Origin of the sequence: Micromonospora fiedleri (assembly GCF_016774385.1) — a bacterium.
GTDB lineage: Bacteria > Actinomycetota > Actinomycetes > Mycobacteriales > Micromonosporaceae > Micromonospora > Micromonospora gifhornensis.
The window spans coordinates 432,409-454,380 of record NZ_JAETXL010000005.1 but is presented as its reverse complement, the minus strand read 5'-3'; the positions used below and the strand labels follow the sequence as shown (position 1 = coordinate 454,380).

The following is a 21,972-nucleotide window of genomic DNA, read 5'->3' as shown; positions in this document are numbered from 1 at the left end:
TTGACCGGTCAGCAGGCCACGTTGATGCCGCGGGCGCGCAGGAAGGGCGCCGGGTCGATCTGGTTCCACATCTGCCCCTGGTGCACCTCGAAGTGCAGGTGCGGACCGGTCGAGTCGCCGGTGGAGCCCTCCAGGCCGATGGTCTGCCCGGTGCTGACCTTCTCGCCCACGCTCACCCGGGCGGTGCTCAGGTGGGCGTAGTGGGTGAGGTAGCCGTTGCCGTGGTCGATGACGACGGAGATGCCGTAGCCGTCGCCGACGTCACCGGCCTTGGTGACGGTGCCGCCGAACGCGGCACGGACGGGGGTGCCGGCCGGCAGGGCGAAGTCGATACCGGCGTGCAGGGTGCCCCAGCGGGGGCCGTAGCACGAGGTGATGGCGGCACCCGCCATCGGAATCACCCAGCCCGAGGCCGCGCTCTTGGTGGCCTTCGGTGTCGCGCTCCTGGTCGCCTTCGCCGTGGCCTTGGCGGACTTGGTGGCCTTCGGGCTGGGCTTGGCCGTCGGGCTGGCGCTCGCCGACGGGGTCGGCGTCGGGCTGTTCGTCGCGCTGGGGGCGACGAGGTCGCGGGCCGACCGGTCGGCCCGGGCGGCGGCGTCGACGCGGGCGGCCTCGGCCTCGGCCTGCGCGTCGAGCGAGACCGGGCTCGGTGTGGGTTGGCCGTCGCGGGTCGCCACGGCGACACCGCCGAGGCCGACCAGCGCGACCGCGCCGATGACCAGGCCGCGGTCGCGCCAGCCGACCTGACGTCGGTGTCGCGCCGGAGCGTCGGGGATCTTCCGGTACGGGGTGGAGCTGTCGTCCTGCACGGGCGGACCTCACGGGGATCGAAGTGGCACGTGACCTCGAAATCCTGGTGTCGATCCGCGGTGCGGTGGGTACCGGGGGTGGACGGGCCGGTGCGGCACCGCCGGGTGGCTGTCCGGTTCTGTCCGGCGCTGCGGTCGACTGACCGGATCCGCTGCCGGCAGGTGCTGTGGCATCCGCCACAGTCACTGCTGTGAGATGGGACACTTTGCTGCCGGGGCGCACAGACAAAACCGCCCGGATCGTGCGATCCGGGCGGTCATCGGGCCTTACTGGCGGTCAGGAGTCGGCTACCTCGCTGTAAATTGCCTCGACCTGCAGCTTGATGTCCACTCCGCGCTCCTGGAGCCACGGCACCGGGTCCAGCGGCTGGCCCTTGACATGGACCTCCAGGTGCAGGTGGGAGCCGTACGAGTGGCCGGTGTTGCCGACCAGACCGAGCTGGTCGCCGGCCTTGACCTGCTGGCCCTCGCGGACGCTCAGCGCCGAGGAGTGGCCGTAGATCGCCTCACTGCCGTCGGCGTGCTGGACGATGACGGCGTAGCCGTAGCCGCCGAACCAGCCCGCCTTGGTGACCTTGCCCTCGTGGATGGCGACGTACGGGGTGCCCTCCGGCGCGACCAGGTCGATGCCGGTGTGCAGCTTGCCCCAGCGCATGCCGTACGGCGAATTGAAGTCGTAGCCCTGAAGGGGGAGCAGCCAGACGCCGGAGTCGGCGACGATCTCCGAGGCGCCTCGGCCGTCGCGGGATGCGCGCTCGGCGGCGTCGGCCCGGTCCGCCGCGCCCTGGCTGCTGATCGACGCCTGCTTGAGCTCGTCCAGCACGGACGGGTTGACGCTCTTGGCGTCCGGCAGCGCTCCCGCGCCCAGGGCCACCACACCGGCGCCGACGAAGGCGGTGGTGACGACCGCGGCGTAGCGGCTGCGTGGGGGGGTGGGTACGCGACGGCGGCCGCGATATCTATCGGGCTCAGACGACAGGCGCTGGCGCACGCATACCCTCCGTTGTCGGGGTTCCGATGCGGCCTGGCCCGCACCCGGACCGAGGTCCGAGTGTGGCTGGTTCCGCGTCGTCACCCGTCCGTAGACCTGATGACAACCGTGGACACGGTAGCCAACCGTCAGGCGAGTCACAAGCCGGAGCGCCGAACTCGCTGCTCCATTCTGTCCCTTTCCGTCCCTGATTGTCAGGCCTTTGGGTCACGACAGGGTGCCCCGGTTATCGTCCGTTCGTAGCGCACCGTGACCGATCGGCTGAGTCGTCCTCCTTGACTCGTCCGGCATCGGTCATGGCGATTCGGGGTGCGCCGATGTCGCCGAGTGCCCGCCGTGGCCACTGTGATGCTCGCCCCGGTTTCCCGGGCTCGTCCGCGCGGGTTACCGTTCGTTCAGGTGATTGCCGCGGAGCCGGTGAAAGGGATGCGCAGATGAGCTCTCGTGTTCGGGTCGTCGTCGCCAAGCCGGGCTTGGACGGCCACGATCGTGGCGCCAAGGTGGTGGCCCGCGCCTTGCGTGACGCCGGCATGGAGGTCATCTACACCGGCCTGCACCAGACGCCGGAACAGATCGTGGAGACCGCGATCCAGGAGGACGCGGACGCCGTCGGTCTGTCGGTGCTCTCCGGCGCGCACATGACGCTCTTCCGGCGGGTGATCGAACTGCTCGACGAGCGCGACGCCCGGGACATCGTGGTCTTCGGCGGTGGCATCATCCCGGACGCCGACCTGCCGGAGTTGACGCAGCTGGGCGTGGCCAAGATCTTCACCCCGGGCGCGACCACTCAGTCCATCGTGGAGTGGGTCCGGGAGAACGTCGCGCAGCCGGTGAGCTGAGTTCCCGACCGGCTGGTCGTACGCCGTCGAATCATCACGGCGTACGACGGCTTGAGGGTACACAGAGTGAGGGGCCGGACGCACCCCTCACACGTCCGGCCCCTCTATGCACGATGCCCCGCCGCCACCCCTCGACCGACAGGGCATCGGCCGCTTTCGTGTCCTCGCGCCTTCCAGCGCGCCGACATCAGACTCAACGACGCCCTTCCGGCGGGGTTACGCACCATCGCCGAGATCCCTGCCCGAGCTGGCAGGATCGCTCGTTCGGGTGACCTTGCCGTGGGGTCCTGCCGCAGGCTGCCGGCGGCGTCCACGAGGGTTGTGGATTACCGCACACCGCGCACCCGCTCGGTTGCCCGCCGTGCCGCCATCGCTAGGCTGCGCCCAATGGCCTGTTTCAACTTCCACTGATGTCAGGCATCGCACTGTTTTCTTTCCATACGCTGGTGGCGGCGCGACGGTGCGCCGCAGAGACGGGACGGGACGCGCAATCGTGGACCTGTACGAATACCAGGGGCGGGACCTGTTCGAGCGGCACGGCCTGCCCGTGCTCGCCGGCGGCGTCGCTACGACCCCAGAGGAGGCCCGCGCGATCGCCGAACGCCTCGGCGGCCGGGTGGTCGTCAAGGCACAGGTGAAGGTCGGCGGCCGAGGCAAGGCCGGTGGCGTCAAGCTGGCCGAGGGCGCGGAGGAGACGGTGGCCCGCGCCACCGACATCCTCGGCATGGACATCAAGGGTCACACGGTCCACAAGGTCATGATCACGGTGACCGCCGACGTGGCCGAGGAGTACTACTTCTCGTACCTGCTCGACCGGGCGAACCGCACCTTCCTCTGCATCGCCAGCGTGGCCGGCGGCATGGACATCGAGCAGGTCGCCGCCGACACCCCGGAAAAGGTCGTCAAGGCCCCCATCGACGCGGTCAAGGGCGTCGACGAGGCCAAGGCGCGGGAGATCGTCGAGGCGGCCGGCTTCCCGGCCGAGGTCGCCGACCAGGTCGTCGAGACCGCGGTGGGCCTGTGGCAGGCGTTCGTCGCCGAGGACGCCACCCTGGTCGAGGTGAACCCGCTGGCCAAGACCAAGGACGGCAAGCTGCTGCTGCTGGACGCCAAGGTCTCGCTCGACGAGAACGCGGGCTTCCGGCACCCGGATCACGAGGCCCTGGTCGACCAGGCCACCGTGGACCCGCTGGAGCAGGCCGCCAAGGAGAAGGACCTCAACTACGTCAAGCTCGACGGCGAGGTCGGCATCATCGGCAACGGCGCGGGTCTGGTCATGTCGACCCTCGACGTGGTCGCCTACGCGGGCGAGCGGCACGGCAACGTCAAGCCGGCCAACTTCCTCGACATCGGTGGTGGCGCGAGCGCCGCGGTGATGGCAAACGGTCTGGAGATCGTGCTCTCCGACCCGTCGGTGCGCAGCGTCTTCGTCAACGTCTTCGGCGGCATCACCGCCTGCGACGCGGTCGCCAACGGCATCGTCCAGGCGCTGGACCTGCTCAAGCAGCGCGGCGAGGAAGTCACCAAGCCGCTTGTCGTACGCCTCGATGGCAACAACGCCGAGGCCGGTCGGGCGATCCTCGACGGCGCGAACAACCCGCTCATCGAGCGGGTCGACACCATGGACGGCGCGGCCGAGCGGGCCGCCGAGCTGGCGGCTGCGGGGGTCTGATCATGGCAATCTGGCTGACCAAGGACTCGAAGGTCATCGTCCAGGGGATGACCGGCTCCGAGGGTTCCAAGCACACCCGGCGGATGCTCGCCGCCGGCACCAACGTCGTCGGCGGCGTCAACCCGCGCAAGGCGGGCACCACCGTCGACTTCGACGGTGCCGAGCTGCCGGTCTTCGCCAGCGTCTCCGACGCGATGAAGGAGACCGGCGCCGACGTCACCGTCATCTTCGTACCGCCGCAGTTCACCAAGGGCGCGGTCATCGAGGCGATCGACGCCGAGATCCCGCTGGCCGTGGTGATCACCGAGGGTGTACCGGTGCACGACACCGCCGCCTTCTGGGCGTACAACGTGGCCAAGGGGGAGCGGACCCGCATCATCGGGCCGAACTGCCCGGGCATCGCCTCGCCGGGCGCCTCCAACGCCGGCATCATCCCGGCCGACATCACCGGCGCCGGCCGGATCGGCCTGGTCAGCAAGAGCGGCACGCTGACCTACCAGATGATGTACGAGCTGCGCGACATCGGCTTCTCGACCTGCGTCGGCATCGGCGGTGACCCGATCATCGGGACCACGCACATCGACGCCCTGGCCGCCTTCGAGGCGGACCCGGACACCGACGCGATCGTGATGATCGGTGAGATCGGTGGTGACGCCGAGGAGCGGGCGGCCGAGTTCATCAAGGCCAACGTCACCAAGCCGGTGGTCGGCTACATCGCCGGCTTCACCGCCCCGCCCGGCAAGACCATGGGTCACGCCGGTGCGATCATCTCCGGCTCGGCGGGCACCGCCGACGCCAAGAAGGCCGCGCTGGAAGCGGTGGGCGTCAAGGTCGGCAAGACGCCGACCGAGACCGCCAAGCTGATGCGGGAGCTGATGTCCGGCCGCTGACCGGACCGCTGAACCGCGCTGAGGGGCTGACCGGTCGGTCGGCCCCTCAGCGGTTCCAGTACGGGTAGTTCCCGGTCGCCTGCAGGATCAGGCTCAGCACGATGTTGAGCACACCGAGGCCGATCGCCACGTAGCCCAGCACCGGCGACTGGTGGAAGCGCCGCGCGTCGCGGATCGACAACCAGCCGAAGACGATGCCGAGGATGCCGCAGCAGAGCAGGCCGGTCACGATGCCCAGCACACCCCACAGCGTGGTGCGGTCCCGACCGGCCGGGCGTGCGGGCGGGGGCGGTGGCGGCGGATACGGAGTGGTCACGGCTTCCCTCCGGGCGCTAGCTGCCGCGACACGGATCACGGCTCCTTGCTGCCGAGGCTAGAGCAGTACCTGTGGCGTCACATGCATTCGGAGCAACTGGGCATCCCGGCGGTGTGGTGTCGGTCAGCCGACCTGGGCGCGGCATGCCAGAGTAGAACCGATGTCTTTCGTCACCCCTGACCAGCCCCGGCGGGCCACCGAAGCCCGGGACGCCGGCAGTCGGCCGCCCGGTCGTGCCGGCCCGCCGCGCCGGACGCCGCTGCCCCGCGGCGGGCCCACCGGCCGCAACCACGCGCCGCTCGTGGTCGCCGCCCTGGTGGCCGCCGGTGGCGCCGCCCTCACCTCCTGGCTGCCGGTGGCGCTCGTGCTCTGGTTGTTCCAGCTCAGCGAGGATGCGGCCAGTCTGCTCGGCGCGGTGCGCGCGGGGACGGCGGGTTGGCTGCTCGGGCACGGGGTGCCGCTGGAGACCGCCACCGGGCCGTTGGGTCTGGCGCCGCTCGCGGTGACCGCCCTGGCGGTGTGGCGGTTGTCCCGGGCCGGGGTGCACGTCACCCGTGCCATCGGCGCCCGGGGCAGCCGCTCACCGGGTCGCACCCTCGTCGCCGCGGTGGCCGTGGGCGTCGTGTACGCCCTGCTCGGTGTGCTGGCCGCGATGCTGGTCGGGGCCGGCGGGCTCGGTGTGTCGACGGTGCGGGCGGGGCTCACCTTCGGCGTGCTCGGCGTGCTCGCCGCCGGGGTCGGTGCGGCGCGCACCAGCCGGCTGTCCGACCTGCTCGCCGCCCGTACGCCGAAGCCGCTGCGCGACGGTGTGCAGGCGGGGTTGGTGGCCGGGCTGGTGCTGCTCGGGGCGGGGGCGGCGGTGGCGGGGCTGGCTGTGGCGACCGGCGGTGGTGACGCGGCCGACCTGATCGGCGCGTACCGCACCGGGGTGGCCGGTCAGGCCGGCATCACGCTGGTGAGCCTGGCCTACGCGCCGAACGCCACCGTCTGGTCGACCAGTTACCTGCTCGGCCCGGGCTTCGCCGTGGGCACCGACACGGCGGTACGGACCAGCGAGGTCGCCGTCGGCGCGCTGCCGGCCCTGCCGTTGGTCGCCGGGTTGCCCGGTGGACCGGTCGACGGCTTCTGGTCGGCCACCATCCTGGCGCTCCCGGCCCTGGTGGGGCTGGCCATCGGTGGGCTGCTCGCCCGCCGCCTGCTCCGCGCGGCCGCCGTCGAACGAGCACCGCTGGGCTGGGGTGCGCTGCTGTTGCCCGCTGTGTTGGCCGGGCCGGTGACCGGTCTGCTGATGGGTGCGGTCGCCGAGGCGTCCGGCGGGCCGCTCGGCGCGGGTCGGCTGGCCGAACTGGGCCCGGTCGGTTGGCAGGTGGCGCTCGCGTCGACCGTGGTCATCGGCGCGGGTGCGCTGCTCGGCGCCGCCGCCACCCGCTGGCTCACCCGGCTCACCGCCTGACACCGCCAGCCGGCCGAGGGCCGGAACGCCGCCAGGAAGCCGACCGGGTCGAGACGGCGAACGGCGGTGATCCCGGGGGACCACCGCGTGTCGCCTGCGTGGACGTGGACCGTTCAGCGGCCGGCGAGCCGTCGGGACTCGAGTACGGCGGCGAGGACGTACGCACCGCCGCCGGCGAGGGCGAGGATCCAGTACGGCCCGGGCGTGCTGAGGAAGAGCGCGGCGGTGGAGACCACGGCGAGCCAGCTGCCCAGTGCGTAGTGCAGCACGTTGCGGCGGGCGGCGCCCTCGGCGAGATAGATCAGACCGACGATGAACGCCGAACCGCTCGGCCAGAGGATGGTGTGCAGTTCGGGCATGTCGAGGGTGGTCGCCAGGCCGGTGATGACGAAGAAGAGGCCGGTGAAGGCGGTGACCCAGGCGATGCCGAGGAGCTTGCCGGAGAGCAGTTCGGCTCGGCCGGCGCCGCGCTGGGCGCGGGTGGCGGCGAGCGTGGCCGCGACACTGCCGGTCACGATGCCGGCGGCGAGCAGGGTCATGGGCAGCCATCCGGGCAGGGCGACCAACGGGTCGGCGCCGGTCGAGATCGCGGCGGCACCGTGCCCGAGCAGGTAGGCGACGGCGAAGCTGGCGTACGGGATGCGGTTGTCGACCCGGTCGACGGTGCGGCCGGCGGTCCCGGCGACGGCGGGCGCGGCGATCGTGACGGTGGACATGTCGAGGTACCTCCAGGGCAGGGCTGATGTTCGGGGCAGGGCGGCGTCCGGCGGCGCGGCGGTGGTCAGACGGCTGCCGGTCGGCGCGTGGTCGCGGCCGGGAGTCCGCCGAGCAGCGCGGCGGTCTCCCGCAGTGACTCGTCGAGCGGCTGGTGGCGGAGACCGAAGGTCTCGGTGGCCGTGGTGGAGTCCATGACGAACGGCCGGTCGAACTGGTACGCCGTGGTCTGGAACTCGCGCAGCATCGCGGAGAGCAGGCCGGCGGCGCGGAAGACCGGGCCGGGGATGGTGGTGAGCTTCGGCGCGGGCGCCCCGACCACCTCGGTGAACCGGGTGGCGAGTTCCCGGATCGTCAGCGGTGCCGCGCTGGGCACGTGCCAGGCGCGGTTCCACGCCCGCTGGTCGGTGGCTGCGGTGATCAGCATCGCCGCCATGTCGTTGATCGAGGTCCAGGTGTGCGGTACGTCGAGCGGGCCGGGCACGAAGGCGCGACGCCCGGCGAGCAACGGCTTCCCGAGCAGGAAGCTGAAGATCGACTGCGCCTGGAGGTAGTCGCTGCCACGTACCTCGGTGACGGCGCGGATCCGCCCGGCGCGCTGGGCGGCGAGGGCGGCCCGCCACATGTCGGCCCGTACCTTCAGTTTGGGGTGGGTGGCGCCGAGCGGGGTCTGCTCGGTCATCGCGCCGGTGACCTCGCCGTACCCGTAGAGACAGCCGGTGACGACCAGGGGTGCGCCGGAGCGCTCGGCGGCGGTGAGCAGCGCGTCGGCCATCGGCGGCCAGTCGCTCAACCAGCGGTGGTAGGCGGGGTTGAGGCAGTTGTAGATCGCGGTCGCCCCGTCGGCCAGCTCGCTGAGGCGGTCGGCGTCGACCGCGTCGGCGGCGAACCGCTCGATCCGTGGGTGCTCCGGGCCCCGGCCGGAGCGGCTGACGATGCGGACCTGTTCACCCCGCTCGGCGAGCTGTCGCGCGGTGGTCGAGCCGACCAGGCCGGCGCCGACGATCAGGTGTGCGGATGTGGCCACAGGAGTCCCCTCTCGAAATGGAGAGCAGTGCTCTCCGTCGAGAGCCATGTTCGCGGATGTGAGCTCCTGTCGTCAAGAGCAGTGCTCTCGAATGTGTGCGACACTCACTGCCATGCCTGCTGCCAGCATCCGGGCTCGGGCCCGAGCCGAGATGATCAACGAGATAAAGGCGATCGCCCGCCGGCACCTCGCGGCGGAAGGGGCGAACCTGTCGTTGCGCGCCGTCGCCCGGGACATGGGGATGGTCTCCTCGGCGATCTACCGCTACTTCCCCAGCCGCGACGAGCTGCTCACCGCGTTGATCATGGACGGCTACCACGCGCTGGGCGACGCGGTGCAGGCCGGCGACGCCGAGGTCACCGACCGCACCGACCTGCGCGGCCGGTGGCTCGCGGCCTGTCACGCTGTACGTCGCTGGGCGCTGGCCCAGCCCGCCGAGTACGCCCTGCTCTTCGGTAGCCCGGTCCCCGGCTACGCCGCGCCGCAGGAGACCACCGTGGCGGCGGTCCGGACGCCGACCGTCCTGATCGGGATCCTCGCCGACGGTTTCGCCACCGGTGCCCTCAGCGACCCCGGTGACCTGCCCGGGCCGGTCCAGGCCGACCTGGCCGCCGTCCGCGACGGGTTCTTCCCCGGCGTCCCCGAGGCGCTGCTCAGTCGCGGCGCCACCGGTTGGATGTCCTGCTTCGGCGCGGTGAGCTTCGAGCTCTTCGGTCAGCTCGACGGGCTGATCCAGGCGCGGGAGGAGTACTTCGACCACCAGATGCGCCGGGTGGCCGACCTGATCGGCCTGCCCGGGTAGCCGGGGAAATCTGTCACGCCGGCCCGGTGGACGACTGAGGGGCGTCCCGGTTGTCCGGAACGCCCCTCGATGCGGGTGTGCTCAGAGCTACGTCAGGCTGACGTTCACCACCAGCAGCACGATCTGGAGCACGCCGAACAGTGCGCCGACGCCACCGCAGATCAGGCCGGTGAGCGCCTGTCCGGAGTTGTTGGCCAGACCCTGGTCCGCCTTCTGCTTGCCCAGCCAGCCGGTGATCAGCGCGGCCGCACCCAGCGGGATGCCGAGGTAGCAGCAGGACAGCGGAATCGACGCGATGCCGAGGATCATCGACAGCAGGCCGAGGGTGTTCTGTGGGCCGCTGGGACCGCCGAAGCCGGCCTGCGGGTACATCGGTGCGCCACCGTACGGCTGCTGCGCGGCGTACGGGTCGGCGTAGGGCTGACCGTACGGCTGGCCCGACACCTGCGGCTGGCCGTAGGCCGGTTGCCCGTAGGCGGGCTGCCCGTACGCCGGGGGCTGGGCGGCCGGCGGCGGCGCGTACGGGTCGTAGGGTGCGGGCGAGACCGGCGGTGGGCCGGGCGGCTGCTGACCGTACGGGTCCGCCGGAGCGTTGTCGGCCGGCCCGTACGGATCCGCCGGTGGGCTGTACGGATCCGCAGGCGGCGTGTACGGGTTGGCCGGCGGCGGAGCGTACGGGTTGGCCGGCGGCGGGGCGTACGGGTTGGCGGGCGGCGAAGAGGTCGGGTCCCCGTACGGCGGCTGCTGGCCGTACGGGTCCTGACCAGGGTTACCGGGCTGCATCCGGAATCAGTAGCTCATCGCGCTGTTGCCGCTGATGGCACCGAGCAGGCTGCCGCCCACGCAGCAGACCAGGACGATCGCGATCCAGGCGATGCCGACGATCAGGGCCCACTTGGACCATTTCTTCGACTCGGCCGCCGCGGCCTGCGCACCGGCGTAGTCGCCCTGCTGGAGCAGCGGGTTGACCTTCGAGGCGTTGATGATCGCGGGGATGGCCAGCGGCCAGAAGAGGAAGATGGCGACGATCGACATTGTCATGTTGTTGTCGACCTGCTGGGGTGGCTGAGAGGGGTATCCGGGCTGCATGTCGATGCGCTCCTCAGGTTGCTGTCGCTGGTGGGTGCGGGCCGGACGTGCGCCGGGCCCGAGCGACCGGCAGCGTACCTGGTCCACGCGAATTCGGCAGTCGCCGATCCGGTCCCGCCCAGCGTCCGGACGTCGGTCGACGGCCCGATAGGGTGTGCCGGTGAACGAGCCCGCCCGTATCGTCGTGCTGATCTCCGGTTCCGGAAGCAACCTTCAGGCGCTGCTGGACGCGACCGCTGACCAGGCGTACGGGGCCCGGGTGGTCGCCGTCGGCGCGGACCGCGACGGCATCGCCGGGCTGGACCGGGCGACCGCCGCGGGTGTGCCGACCTTCGTGGAACGGGTCTCCGATCACCCGACCCGGGAACAGTGGGATGCCGCGCTCACCGCCCGGGTCGCCGAGCACCGGCCGGACCTGGTCATCTCGGCGGGCTTCCTGAAGCTGGTCGGTACGCATTTCCTCGCCGCCTTCGGCGACCGCTACCTCAACACGCACAACACCCTGCTGCCGGCGTTCCCCGGCATCCACGGCCCGCGTGACGCCCTCGCCTACGGCGTGAAGGTCACCGGGGCGACCCTCTTCTTCGTCGACGCCGGGATGGACACCGGCCCGATCGTCGCGCAGGTGGCGGTGCCCGTCCACGACGACGACGACGTCGACACGCTCACCGAGCGCATCAAGGAAGCCGAGCGGCAGCAACTCGTCGAGCAGGTGGGCCGGCTGGTCCGCGAGGGCTGGACGATAACCGGAAGAAAGGTCACAGTTCCGTGAGTTCCACTGAGGATGGGCGCCGCCCGATCCGGCGGGCACTGGTCAGCGTCTACGACAAGACCGGGCTGGTCGAGTTGGCCCAGGCGCTGCACGCCGCCGGGGTGGAGATCGTCTCCACCGGCAGCACGGCGTCGACGATCGCCGGTGCCGGCGTACCGGTGACCCCCGTGGAGCAGGTGACCGGCTTCCCGGAGATCCTCGACGGCCGGGTGAAGACCCTGCATCCGAAGATCCACGGCGGGCTCCTCGCCGACCTGCGCAAGGACGCCCACGCCGCCGCGCTCGACGAGCACGGCATCGTCGGGATCGACCTGCTGGTGTCGAACCTGTACCCGTTCCAGGCCACCGTCGCCTCCGGGGCGAGCCAGGACGAGTGCGTCGAACAGATCGACATCGGTGGCCCGGCGATGGTGCGGGCCGCCGCCAAGAACCACGCCTCGGTGGCGGTGGTGACCGACCCGGCCGCGTACCCGCTGCTGCTGGCCGCGCTCGGCGACGGTGGCTTCACCCTGGCGCAGCGCCGGGCGCTCGCCGCCCGCGCCTTCGCCGACATCGCCGAGTACGACGTGGCCGTGGCCGACTGGTTCGCCACCACCCTCGCCCCGTCCGCCGACGGCTGGCCGCAGTTCGCCGGGCAGGCGCTGCGCCGCCAGGCGGTGCTGCGCTACGGCGAGAACCCGCACCAGGGCGCCGCCGTCTACGCCGACCCGGCGAGCCCGGCCGGGCTGGCGCAGGCCGAGCAGCTGCACGGCAAGGAGATGTCCTACAACAACTACGTCGACGCCGACGCCGCGTGGCGGGCCGCGAACGACTTCGCCGACCAGCCGGCGGTGGCCATCATCAAGCACGCCAACCCGTGCGGCATCGCGGTCGGCACGGATGTGGCCGACGCGCACCGCAAGGCCCACGCCTGCGACCCGGTCTCCGCCTTCGGCGGCGTCATCGCGGTGAACCGGCCGGTCTCGGTCGAGTTGGCCGGGCAGATCGCCGAGATCTTCACCGAGGTCGTGGTGGCGCCCGGCTACGAGCCCGGCGCGGCCGAGGTGCTCCAGGCCAAGAAGAACATCCGGCTGCTGCGGGCACCGGAGTTCCGTCCGCTGCCGGCCGAGTGGCGGCAGGTCACCGGCGGCGTACTGGTGCAGCAGCGCGACGCGATCGACGCAGGCGGCGACGACCCGGCGACCTGGCGGCTGGCCACCGGCGAGGCGGCCGACGAGGCCACCCTGGCCGACCTGGCGTTCGCCTGGCGGGCGGTACGCGCGGTGAAGAGCAACGCCATCCTGCTGGCCCGCGACGGCGCGACCGTCGGTGTCGGCATGGGTCAGGTCAACCGGGTCGACTCGGCCCGCCTGGCGGTCAGCCGGGCCGGTGCCGACCGGGCCGCTGGCGCGGTCGCCGCCTCGGACGCGTTCTTCCCGTTCGCCGACGGTCCGCAGATCCTCATCGACGCCGGCATCCGGGCCATCGTGCAGCCCGGCGGCTCGATCCGCGACGAGGAGGTGATTGCCGCCTGCAAGCAGGCCGGCGTCACCATGTACCTCACCGGCACCCGGCACTTCTTCCACTGAGCTAGGTGTTAACAAGGGCCCCTTCCTATACGCGAGGCGTTAAGAAGGGGCCCTTCCTTACTCCCGGAGCTCGGCGAAGTGGCAGGCGGAGGGGTGCGGGTCGGCGGCCCGCGGCACGGCCCGCGGGTCCTCCAGGGCGCAGATCTCCTGCGCCTTCCAGCAGCGGGTCCGGAAGTGGCAGCCGCTCGGCGGATCGGCCGGGCTGGGCACGTCACCGGTCAGCCGGATGATGTCGCGGCGGTCCCGGGCCTCCGGGTCGGGCAGCGGCGCGGCGGAGAGCAGCGCCTGGGTGTACGGATGGGTGGCCCGCTCGTAGATCTGCTCCTCGGTGCCGATCTCCACGATCCGGCCGAGGTACATCACCGCGATCCGATCGGAGATGTGCCGGACCACCGACAGGTCGTGGGCGATGAAGATGTACGACAACCCGAACTCGTCCTGGAGTTCCTCCAGCAGGTTGATCACCTGGGCCTGGATGGAGACGTCGAGCGCGGAGACCGGTTCGTCGCAGACGATCACCTCGGGTCGTAGCGCCAGCGCCCGGGCGATGCCGATGCGCTGCCGCTGACCGCCGGAGAACTGGTGCGGGTAGCGGTTGATGTGTTCCGGGTTGAGCCCGACCACGTCGAGCAGTTCCTGGACCCGCTGCTGGCGGCTGCCCTTCGGCGCCGCCTCCGGGTGGATCTCGAACGGTTCGCCGATGATGTCGCCGACCGTCATCCGCGGGTTCAGCGAGGTGTACGGGTCCTGCATGACCATCTGCATGTTGCGCCGGATCCGCCGCAACTCGCCCCCGGAGGCGGCGAACAGGTCGCGCCCGGCAAGGGTGGCCCGCCCGGCGGTCGGACGCTCCAGCCGCATCAACATCCGGGCCAGGGTGGACTTGCCGCAGCCCGACTCGCCGACGATGCCCAGCGTCTCGCCCCGACGCAGGTCGAAGCTGACCCCGTCGACCGCCTTCACCGCGCCGACCTTCCGTTTGAACAGCACCCCCTGGGTGATGGGGAAGTGCTTGACCACGTTGTCGACGTCGAGGATCGTCTCGCCCCGGATCCTGGTGGGGTCAGCTGGCGCGGTCATCGTGTACCTCCTGCGCGAAGTGGCACGCGCTGGTCCGGCCGTCGCCGAGGACCAGGTCGTGCGGCACCACATCCACACAGACCTGCTGCACGTACGGGCAGCGGGGGTGGAAGGGGCAGCCGCTGGGGATGCGCATCAGGTTGGGCGGCAGCCCCCGGATGGTGGAGAGCTTCCCGCCGCGCTGGTCCAGGCGCGGGATCGATTCCAACAACCCCTTGGTGTACGGGTGGGCAGGTGCCCGGTACAGCGATCGGACGTCGGCGTGCTCGACGATGCGGCCCGCGTACATGACCGCGATCCGGTCCGCCACGTCGGCGACCACACCCAGGTCGTGGGTGATCAGGATCAGCGCCATGTTCAGGTCCCGCCGCAGGTCGGCGAGGAGATCCATGATCTGCGCCTGCACGGTGACGTCGAGGGCGGTGGTCGGCTCGTCGGCGATGAGCACCTTCGGTTCCATGGCCAGCGTCATGGCGATCATGACCCGCTGGCGCATGCCCCCGGAGAACTGGTGCGGATAGTCGCCGAGCCGACTGGCCGCCCCCGGGATCTGCACCAGTTCCATCAGCTGCACCGCGCGGCGGCGGGCGTCGGCCCGGGACATGCCGAGTCGCTGGCGCAGCGTCTCGCCGATCTGCCAGCCGACCGGAAACACCGGGTTCAGCGCGGACAGCGCGTCCTGGAAGATCATCGCGATCTCCTTGCCGCGTACCTGCCGGCGCTGCTCCTCGGGCAGCTCCAGCAGGTCCCGACCCTGGTAGCGGATCTGCCCGGAGCGGATGTGGGCCGGCGGCGTGTCCAGGATGCCCATGATCGCCTGGGCGGTGACGGACTTGCCGGAGCCGGACTCGCCCAGCACGGCGAGCGTCTCGCCGGGGTCGAGGTGATAGCTGACCCCGTTGATCACCTTGGCCACCCCCTCGCCGGTACGGAACTCGATGTGCAGGTCCTGCACCTCCAGCAGGTGCCCACCGGGCGGGGTCGGCGAGGCCGGCGTCGGCGGTTGGGACGGCGTTGGCGGTGGGGTCGGCGTTGGCATGGTCGGTCACCGCAGTTTCGGGTCGAAGGCGTCGCGGATCGCGTCGCCGAGCATGATGAACGCCAGCACGGTCAGGGCGAGGAAGGTCGACGGCACCACCAGCGGGGTGGCCGACTCCCGCATGTGCACCCGACCGTTGTTGATGTCGATGCCCCAGGAGATGGTGGGTTCCTTCAGCCCGATGCCGAGGAACGACAGGGTCGCCTCGGCGGCGATGAACGAGCCGAGCGCGATGGTCAGCACCACGATCGCCGGGGCCAGCGCGTTCGGCAGGATGTGCCGCCACATGATCCGACCGTTGCCGGCACCCAGCATCCGGGCCGCGGCCACGTAGTCCTGCTGCCGGGCGGTGATCACCGAGGACCGGACGACCCGGGCGGCGGTGGTCCAGCCGAGCACCGCCAGCACGAAGATGACCGAGCCGAGGCGTACCGTGGCGCTGTCGCTGGCCACCCGCTTGAGCAGCACGATCGCGGCCAGCAGCAGCGGGATGCCGAGCACGATGTCGACGATGCGGGAGAGCACCGCGTCGACCCAGCCGCCGAAGTAGCCGGCCAGCATCCCCACCACCAGCGCGATCACCCCGGTGAGCAGCGCCGACAGCGCGCCGACCAGCAGCGAGGCCCGCGCGCCGTAGACCGCCCGGGCGTACGTGTCACAGCCCTGGAAGTCGTACCCGAAGATGGCCCCGCCGCTCGGGGCGGCATGCTGCCGCGACAGGACGCAGTCCGTTGGATCGTTGCTGGTGAACAGCCCGGGCGCGACGGCCATCGCGGTGACCAGCAGCACCAGCACCAGGCTGATCCAGAAGATGGGCTTGCGGCGCAGGTCGCGCCAGGCGTCGCCGGCCAGACTGCGGGGCCGGCCCGGTTGGCCGACGCGTCCCGGCGTACCGGGCTCGCCCGACACCCCCCGCCGCGCGGCCTGGTTCTCCGAGGACGCCACCGTCTCGAAGTCACTCATAGCGGATCCTCGGGTCGAGTACGGCGTACAGGATGTCCACCACCAGGTTGGAGACGAGGTAGACCACGACGAGCACGCTGACGATCCCCACCACCAGGGGACCGTCCTCGGTGCGGATGGCGCGGAAGAGGTTGAAGCCGACGCCCGGGATGTTGAACACGCCTTCGGTGATGATCGCGCCGCTCATCAGGTTGCCCAGTTCGACGCCGAGGAAGGTGATCACCGGGATCAACGAGTTGCGCAGCACGTGCACCGTGACCACGCGCCGCCTCGGCAGGCCCTTCGACCGGGCGGTACGGACGTAGTCGGCCCGCAGGTTCTCCGCCACCGAGGTACGGGTCAGCCGCAGCGCGGTGGCCAGGGAGAGCGAGCCGAGCACGATGCCGGGCAGCAGCAGCGCGTAGAAGCTCGGGTCGGCGCCGGAGGTGGCCGGGAAGAGTTGCCACTTGACACCCAGCAGGTACTGCGCGAGCGGGGCGAGCACGATGGTCGGGATGCCGAGCACCAGCAGCGTCAGCAGCAGGGTGGAGTTGTCGAAAATGCTGCCGCGCCGGATGCCGGCGAGCACCCCCGCGGTGACCCCGAAGATGACGGCGACGGCGATGGCGATCAGCGCCAGCTTGATGGTGACCGGCCAGGCGTTGGCGAGGATCTCGCCGATCGGTCTTCCGGTGAGCGACTCGCCCAGGTCGCCCCGGACCAGGTTCTTCAGATAGTCGAAGTAGCGGTAGAAAAAGCCACCGAAGCCGGTCGCGTCGAGGTGGTACTTCTCGGTGAGGTACGCCCGCTGTGCGGCGGTGACGGGACGCTCGCCGGCCAGTGCCTGGATCGGGTCGCCCTGCCCGGCGAACATCAGGGCGTAGACGATAAGCGTGGTGCCGAAGAAGGCCACGACCATCTGGAGCAGCCGCCGCACGATGAAGCGGAACATACTTGGCAGTCTCCCTGAAAAGGGGCGAATGCCGTGGCGGGTCGGGTCATCACGTGATGACCCGACCCGCCCGTTCGTGCGTGTGTTACTTGACTACCTCGATCTTGACGAGGTTGACCCGGTCGAAGAGGTCCACCTCGACGTTCTTCACCTTCGTCGAGTGCCCGAAGTTGTTCTGGCCGAACCGCAGCGGCACGACCGGCATGTCCTGGGCCAGCAGGTCCTCGGCGGCCTGGTACTTCTTGATCGCCTCTTCCTCGCTCGGCGCGCTGACGCCCTCGGCGAGCAGCTTGTCGAACTCGGGGTTGCTGTAGCCGTAGTAGTTCGACGACCCGTTGGTGCTGAACAGCGGGCCCAGGTAGTTCTCCATGGACGGGTAGTCCATGATCCAGCCCATCCGGAACAGGCCCACGGGCTGCTTGGCCTTCACCTTGGTCAGCAGGTCGGCGAACTTCGGCTCGGCGTTGCCGACGCAGTCCACGCCCAGGTTGGCCTTGAGCTGGTTGCAGGTGGCGTCGATCCAGTCCTTGTGGCCACCGTCGCCGTTGTACGACAGGGTGATCTTCGACGGGCCACCGGCGGACTCGTACAGTTCCTTGGCCTTGGTCGGGTCGAACTCGCCCGCGGCGCCGACGGTGTTGTCCCGGTAACCGGCGACCACCGGCGAGACGAACGAGCGGGCCGGCTGCTGGGAGTCCTTGAAGATCGACTTGGTGATCTCGTCACGGTCGATCGCCATCGAGATGGCCTTGCGGACGTCCGGGTTGCTGAACTCCTCCTGGAAGGTGGGGAAGGCCAGGAAGTGCAGCGACGAGGCCGGGCTCTGCCGGAACCGGTCACCCAGGTCGACGGAGGCCGTCGACAGGTTCTCGGTCGGGATGGTCTTGATCACGTCCAGGTTGTCCGACAGCACGTCCGCGTACGCGGCGGTCAGCTGCTGGTAGATCCGGAACTCGACGCCGGCCACCTTGGGCTGCTCGCCGGGGAAGGCGTCGTACCGCTCGACCTCGACCTTGGCGTCGTGCTGCCAGGTGCCCTTCATCTTGAACGGACCCTGACCGATCGGCGCCTGCTCGTACCCCTCGGCCAGCACGCCGGGCGCGGAGAAGGCGGCCTTCGGCAGCGGGTAGAAGGCGGTGTAGCCGAGGATCGACTTGAACTCGCTGTACGGCTGGGACAGCGTGACGGTGAAGGTGTGGTCGTCGACCTTCTTCAGCCCGCTGAGCGTGGTGGCCTTCGGGGTCTCGCCCTGGAGGTCGTCGTAGCCGGCGATCTTCTCGAAGAAGTAGCTGGAGTTCTGGCCGTTGGGGGCGTACGCGCCGTAGTTCCAGGCGTCGATGTAGTTGTCGGCGGTGACGGCCTCGCCGTTGTGGAAGGTGTAGCCGTCCTTGAGCTTCACGGTCCAGGTGGTGTTGTCCTCGGACGTGATCGACTCGGCCGCCACCTCGTACGGCTTGTGCGCCTCGTCGTAGTCGACAAGTGGGCTGAACAGGGCGGACAGCACCTGCGAGCCGCTCGTCTCGTTGGTGTTGGTCGGCACCAGGTGTTGCGGTTCGGCGATCTCGATCCGCACCGCCGCGTTGGGGTCACTCTCGCCGGATCCACCGTTGCCGCCCGAGCCGCAGGCCACCAGGCCCAGGGTCACCGCGAGCGGGAGGGCGGTCCAGGCTGCGAGCCTACGAACACGCATCAAGCCTCCTCATCTCCTAACGCAGCGCAGTCAGGCCCGGCGTTGGGTGACTCTGCGCAACGAGTGGCAACGGTAGGTCGCGGGCTGTGGGTCGACAACGTGCCGGCCGCCCACCAGGACCGGTACGTTGTCGGACGACTGCCCTCGTGCTACGCACTTTCGTCAGGTGAAAGCCGACATCAGACGACAAAACTGCGCGAGGTATCGCCGGAACCGGGCGGTGCTGGCATCGACCGGTGGCCATCGATCCGGTCGTCACGCGGGGGAGGTTCCGGCCCGGTCGTCCGACTCGGGCGGGATATCTGCCGAAACTAGTTACTCATAGTGACAATGGGCACGTTGCTGAGCGTGATCACAGGTCTGGTGTGGGGGAGCTGGAGTGGTCCGCGCAAACCGGCCGCACGGGTCGTGAGACGATCGGAGGCGTGACGGCGACGCTTCTGGACGGCAAGGCGACCGCAGCCGAGATCAAGGACGAGCTGCGGGCACGGGTCAAGGCGCTGGCGGAGCGGGGCATCGTCCCCGGCCTCGGCACGGTGCTGGTCGGCAGCGACCCCGGCTCCCAGGCGTACGTCAACGGCAAGCACCGGGACTGCGCCGAGGTCGGCATCGCCTCGATCCGGCGGGAGCTGCCCGCCGACGCCACCCAGGCCCAGGTCGACGAGACGCTCGCCGAGCTGAACGCCGACCCGGCCTGCCACGGCTACATCGTCCAGCTGCCGCTGCCCGGGCACCTCGACACCCAGCGGGTGCTGGAGCTGATCGACCCGGACAAGGACGCCGACGGCCTGCACCCGGTCAACCTCGGCCGGCTGGTGCTCGGCTACGACGCGCCGCTGCCGTGCACCCCGCGCGGCATCGTGGAACTGCTGCGCCGGCACGACGTGCCGCTGCGGGGCGCCAACGTCGCGGTGGTCGGCCGGGGCAACACCGTCGGGCGTCCGCTCGGCCTGCTGCTCACCCGGCGCAGCGAGAACGCCACGGTGACCCTGTGCCACACCGGCACCCTCGACCTCGCCGCGCACACCCGCGCCGCCGACATCGTCATCGTCGCCGCCGGCGTACCCGGCCTGCTCACCACCGACATGATCACGCCCGGTGCGGTGGTGGTCGACGTCGGCATCACCCGCGTGATCGGGTCGGACGGCAAGGGCCGCTACACCGGCGACGTGGACCCGGAGGTCGCCGAGGTGGCCGGCAAGCTCGTGCCGATGCCCGGCGGCGTCGGCCCGATGACCCGCGCCATGCTGCTCACCAACGTCGTGGAGCGCGCCGAACGCGGCTGAGCGTCCCATGGCGCTTCCATTAGCACCTGGGGCGGTGGAACGAAACCCCCGAGCTGCTCATAACCGTCCGCCCCTGGCCCGATCGGTGCCACCATGGCTGATACGGTCCGGAAAACCGACTGGTATCAGGGAGTGGGACGACCATGGGTAAGAAAGTCACTGTCGTCGGCGCCGGTTTCTACGGCTCCACCACCGCGCAGCGCCTGGCCGAGTACGACGTCTTCGACACCGTCGTGATCACCGACATCGTGGAGGGCAAGCCCGCGGGTCTCGCCCTGGACCTCAACCAGTCGCGGGCCATCGAGGGCTTCGAGACCAAGGTCGTGGGCGTCACCACCGGGCCGAACGGTGAGGGCTACGAGGCCATCGAGGGCTCCGACGTGGTGGTCATCACCGCCGGCCTGCCCCGCAAGCCGGGCATGAGCCGGATGGACCTGCTGGAGACCAACGCCAAGATCGTCCGCCAGGTCAGCGAGAACGTCGCCAAGTACGCCCCGAGCGCCGTGGTGATTGTGGTCTCCAACCCGCTGGACGAGATGACCGCCCTGGCCCAGCTCGCCACCCAGTTCCCGCACCAGCGGGTGCTCGGCCAGGCCGGCATGCTGGACACCGCCCGGTTCAGCAACTTCGTGGCCGAGGCGCTGAACGTACCGGTGAAGACCGTCAAGACGCTGACCCTCGGCTCGCACGGCGACACCATGGTCCCCGTGCCGTCCAAGAGCACCGTCGACGGCAAGCCGCTGCGCGAGGCGATGCCCGCCGAGCAGATCGAGGAACTGGTCGTCAAGACCCGCAACGGTGGCGCCGAGGTCGTGGCGCTGCTCAAGACCGGCTCGGCGTACTACGCCCCCTCGGCCGCCGCCGCGCGCATGGCCAAGGCCGTCGCCGAGGACTCCGGCGAGGTCATGCCGGTCTGCGCCTGGGTCGACGGTGAGTACGGCATCTCCGGCGTCTACCTCGGCGTCGAGGCCGAGATCGGCGCCCAGGGCGTCAAGCGAGTAGTCGAAACCGACCTCGACGCCGACGAGCTGGCCGCCCTCAACGAAGCCGCCGAAGCCGTCCGCGCCAAGCAGGCCGACGTAGCCTCCATGTAACCCCCGCACCCCCCTGCACAGAGTTGATCAAGAGGTTCGCGTCTCGGAGGAACCGATCCGAGACGCAAACCTCTTGATCGTCAGGGGGACGGGTGGGTTGGTGGGGGTGGGGGGTTGACCAGGGTGGTCAGGGCGTCGAGGACTCGGGTCAGGCCGAAGGTGTAGGCGTGGTCGGGGTGGTAGGCGGCGTTGTGGGCGGCGCCTGCGGCGGCACCGACCCGGACGGCGGTGGGGTAACGCCGTTCGTCGAGGACCTCGGCCAGCAGGGGGGCGTTCGCCGTCCACCACTGCTCGTCGGTCCAGGCGCTGGCCTGCCGTGCTGATCGCGCCTCGGCCGCGGAGCGGGCCGCGGCCCGGACGAAATCGAGGACGAAGGTCAACGCGGCGTCGCGGGTCACGTCGTCCAGGCCGGTGTCGTCGAAGGCGCGTAGCTCGTACTCGTACTTGGCCATCAGGCCCGGCCCGAGCGGTGGCCGGCCGGTGGCCACCTCGGCGGCCCACGGATGGGCCGCGAAAAGCTCCCGGTTGTCCTGGGCGAGCGCCGCCACCCGGGTACGCCACGGCTCGCCGGACCGGTCCGGCCGCGGCATGTCCGCGTAGAGCGCATCCAACATCAGGTCGAGCAGCTCGGCCTTGCCCGGCACGTACGTGTAGAGCGTCATCGGTGCCACCCCGACGGCCTTGGCGAGCGCCCGCATCGTGACCGCGTCCAACCCTTCGCGGTCGGCCAACTCGATCGCGGCGCGGACGATGTCGTCCAGCGAGCGGCCCTGCCGTGGGCCGCGACGCGGACCGTCCTCGGTTCGACGCCAGAGCAGTCGCAGGGTGTGGGCGGGATCTCCGCCGCCGGTGTGGTGGTCGGGCACCCTCAGATCTTCGCAGGCCAAATCATCGTACGCAGTACGTTGTACAATGTACGAAGATAAAGTTCCCGTGCTCAGGGAGGG

The 21,972-nt window shown here is 70.5% G+C and carries 22 protein-coding genes; 9 read left to right on the top strand and 13 right to left on the bottom strand.

The features are described 5' to 3' along the window. Positions 1–8: 8 nt before the first annotated feature. Together JMF97_RS16190 and JMF97_RS16185 are read right to left on the bottom strand one after the other, a co-directional pair. The gene (locus JMF97_RS16190) at positions 9–809 is read right to left on the bottom strand and encodes a M23 family metallopeptidase (protein WP_203222323.1); all 801 of its coding nucleotides are present in this window, start codon (positions 807–809) and stop codon (positions 9–11) included. 277 nt (positions 810–1,086) lie between these two features. Then, on the bottom strand, positions 1,087–1,800 hold the full coding sequence (locus JMF97_RS16185) for a M23 family metallopeptidase (RefSeq protein WP_013735844.1): 714 nt from the start codon (positions 1,798–1,800) through the stop codon (positions 1,087–1,089). A gap of 434 nt (positions 1,801–2,234) precedes the next feature. Between JMF97_RS16185 and icmB the strand changes: the two genes are divergently transcribed. The 3 genes from icmB to sucD all read left to right on the top strand — a co-directional run bounded on the left by icmB (position 2,235) and on the right by sucD (position 5,201). After that, positions 2,235–2,639, top strand: a complete 405-nt coding sequence (gene icmB / locus JMF97_RS16180) for a coenzyme B12-dependent isobutyryl CoA mutase small subunit (protein WP_102659603.1) — start codon at positions 2,235–2,237, stop codon at positions 2,637–2,639. Positions 2,640–3,132: 493 nt separating this feature from the next. Continuing rightward, a complete protein-coding gene (gene sucC, locus JMF97_RS16175; protein ID WP_203222322.1) occupies positions 3,133–4,311 on the top strand; it encodes an ADP-forming succinate--CoA ligase subunit beta in 1,179 nt (392 codons plus the stop codon). A gap of 2 nt (positions 4,312–4,313) precedes the next feature. Next, on the top strand, positions 4,314–5,201 hold the full coding sequence (gene sucD / locus JMF97_RS16170) for a succinate--CoA ligase subunit alpha (RefSeq protein ID WP_203222321.1): 888 nt from the start codon (positions 4,314–4,316) through the stop codon (positions 5,199–5,201). Positions 5,202–5,247: 46 nt separating this feature from the next. On the opposite strand, the gene JMF97_RS16165 is transcribed toward sucD, so the two are convergent. Beyond that, positions 5,248–5,517 (bottom strand): DUF4190 domain-containing protein, encoded by a 270-nt coding sequence (locus JMF97_RS16165; protein ID WP_203222320.1) that lies wholly within the window; start codon positions 5,515–5,517, stop codon positions 5,248–5,250. A 160-nt stretch (positions 5,518–5,677) separates the two neighbouring features. Between JMF97_RS16165 and JMF97_RS16160 the strand changes: the two genes are divergently transcribed. Further along, positions 5,678–6,970, top strand: a complete 1,293-nt coding sequence (locus JMF97_RS16160; RefSeq protein ID WP_203222319.1) for a cell division protein PerM — start codon at positions 5,678–5,680, stop codon at positions 6,968–6,970. Positions 6,971–7,083: 113 nt separating this feature from the next. Here JMF97_RS16160 and JMF97_RS16155 read toward each other — a convergent pair whose 3' ends face one another. Together JMF97_RS16155 and JMF97_RS16150 are read right to left on the bottom strand one after the other, a co-directional pair. After that, positions 7,084–7,686, bottom strand: coding sequence for an ABC transporter permease (locus JMF97_RS16155; RefSeq protein ID WP_203222318.1), 603 nt, complete (start codon positions 7,684–7,686; stop codon positions 7,084–7,086). 65 nt (positions 7,687–7,751) lie between these two features. Further along, on the bottom strand, positions 7,752–8,711 hold the full coding sequence (locus tag JMF97_RS16150; RefSeq protein ID WP_307816939.1) for an NAD-dependent epimerase/dehydratase family protein: 960 nt from the start codon (positions 8,709–8,711) through the stop codon (positions 7,752–7,754). Between the two features lie 112 nt (positions 8,712–8,823). Here JMF97_RS16150 and JMF97_RS16145 point away from each other — a divergent pair, with 112 nt between their 5' ends. Beyond that, entirely contained in the window at positions 8,824–9,513 is a 690-nt protein-coding gene (locus JMF97_RS16145) for a TetR/AcrR family transcriptional regulator (RefSeq protein WP_203222316.1), read from the top strand. A gap of 87 nt (positions 9,514–9,600) precedes the next feature. On the opposite strand, the gene JMF97_RS16140 is transcribed toward JMF97_RS16145, so the two are convergent. Both JMF97_RS16140 and JMF97_RS16135 read right to left on the bottom strand, forming a co-directional pair. Further along, positions 9,601–10,296, bottom strand: a complete 696-nt coding sequence (locus JMF97_RS16140) for a DUF4190 domain-containing protein (RefSeq protein ID WP_203222315.1) — start codon at positions 10,294–10,296, stop codon at positions 9,601–9,603. A gap of 6 nt (positions 10,297–10,302) precedes the next feature. Then, the gene (locus tag JMF97_RS16135; protein WP_013735834.1) at positions 10,303–10,602 is read right to left on the bottom strand and encodes a CD225/dispanin family protein; all 300 of its coding nucleotides are present in this window, start codon (positions 10,600–10,602) and stop codon (positions 10,303–10,305) included. 154 nt (positions 10,603–10,756) lie between these two features. Between JMF97_RS16135 and purN the strand changes: the two genes are divergently transcribed. Next, positions 10,757–11,374 (top strand): phosphoribosylglycinamide formyltransferase, encoded by a 618-nt coding sequence (gene purN / locus JMF97_RS16130; RefSeq protein ID WP_203222314.1) that lies wholly within the window; start codon positions 10,757–10,759, stop codon positions 11,372–11,374. Beyond that, on the top strand, positions 11,371–12,942 hold the full coding sequence (gene purH / locus JMF97_RS16125) for a bifunctional phosphoribosylaminoimidazolecarboxamide formyltransferase/IMP cyclohydrolase (RefSeq protein WP_203222313.1): 1,572 nt from the start codon (positions 11,371–11,373) through the stop codon (positions 12,940–12,942). The genes purN and purH overlap by 4 nt, the downstream gene beginning before the upstream one ends. 57 nt (positions 12,943–12,999) lie before the next feature. Here the strand turns inward: purH and JMF97_RS16120 are convergent, their stop codons facing one another. The 5 genes from JMF97_RS16120 to JMF97_RS16100 all read right to left on the bottom strand — a co-directional run bounded on the left by JMF97_RS16120 (position 13,000) and on the right by JMF97_RS16100 (position 18,645). Beyond that, positions 13,000–14,022, bottom strand: a complete 1,023-nt coding sequence (locus JMF97_RS16120; RefSeq protein WP_203222312.1) for an ABC transporter ATP-binding protein — start codon at positions 14,020–14,022, stop codon at positions 13,000–13,002. Further along, the gene (locus tag JMF97_RS16115) at positions 14,006–15,061 is read right to left on the bottom strand and encodes an ABC transporter ATP-binding protein (protein WP_203222311.1); all 1,056 of its coding nucleotides are present in this window, start codon (positions 15,059–15,061) and stop codon (positions 14,006–14,008) included. The genes JMF97_RS16120 and JMF97_RS16115 overlap by 17 nt, the downstream gene beginning before the upstream one ends. Positions 15,062–15,067: 6 nt before the next feature. Further along, a complete protein-coding gene (locus JMF97_RS16110) occupies positions 15,068–16,024 on the bottom strand; it encodes an ABC transporter permease (protein ID WP_203222310.1) in 957 nt (318 codons plus the stop codon). Beyond that, positions 16,017–16,955 (bottom strand): ABC transporter permease, encoded by a 939-nt coding sequence (locus JMF97_RS16105; protein ID WP_203222309.1) that lies wholly within the window; start codon positions 16,953–16,955, stop codon positions 16,017–16,019. The genes JMF97_RS16110 and JMF97_RS16105 overlap by 8 nt, the downstream gene beginning before the upstream one ends. An 85-nt stretch (positions 16,956–17,040) precedes the next feature. Next, a complete protein-coding gene (locus JMF97_RS16100; RefSeq protein WP_203222308.1) occupies positions 17,041–18,645 on the bottom strand; it encodes a peptide ABC transporter substrate-binding protein in 1,605 nt (534 codons plus the stop codon). A gap of 425 nt (positions 18,646–19,070) precedes the next feature. Here JMF97_RS16100 and JMF97_RS16095 point away from each other — a divergent pair, with 425 nt between their 5' ends. Together JMF97_RS16095 and JMF97_RS16090 are read left to right on the top strand one after the other, a co-directional pair. Then, on the top strand, positions 19,071–19,931 hold the full coding sequence (locus tag JMF97_RS16095) for a bifunctional methylenetetrahydrofolate dehydrogenase/methenyltetrahydrofolate cyclohydrolase (RefSeq protein ID WP_203222307.1): 861 nt from the start codon (positions 19,071–19,073) through the stop codon (positions 19,929–19,931). Positions 19,932–20,074: 143 nt separating this feature from the next. Beyond that, positions 20,075–21,025, top strand: a complete 951-nt coding sequence (locus JMF97_RS16090) for a malate dehydrogenase (RefSeq protein WP_013735825.1) — start codon at positions 20,075–20,077, stop codon at positions 21,023–21,025. An 80-nt stretch (positions 21,026–21,105) separates the two neighbouring features. Here the strand turns inward: JMF97_RS16090 and JMF97_RS16085 are convergent, their stop codons facing one another. Then, entirely contained in the window at positions 21,106–21,897 is a 792-nt protein-coding gene (locus JMF97_RS16085) for a TetR/AcrR family transcriptional regulator (RefSeq protein WP_203222450.1), read from the bottom strand. Positions 21,898–21,972 lie beyond the last annotated feature (75 nt).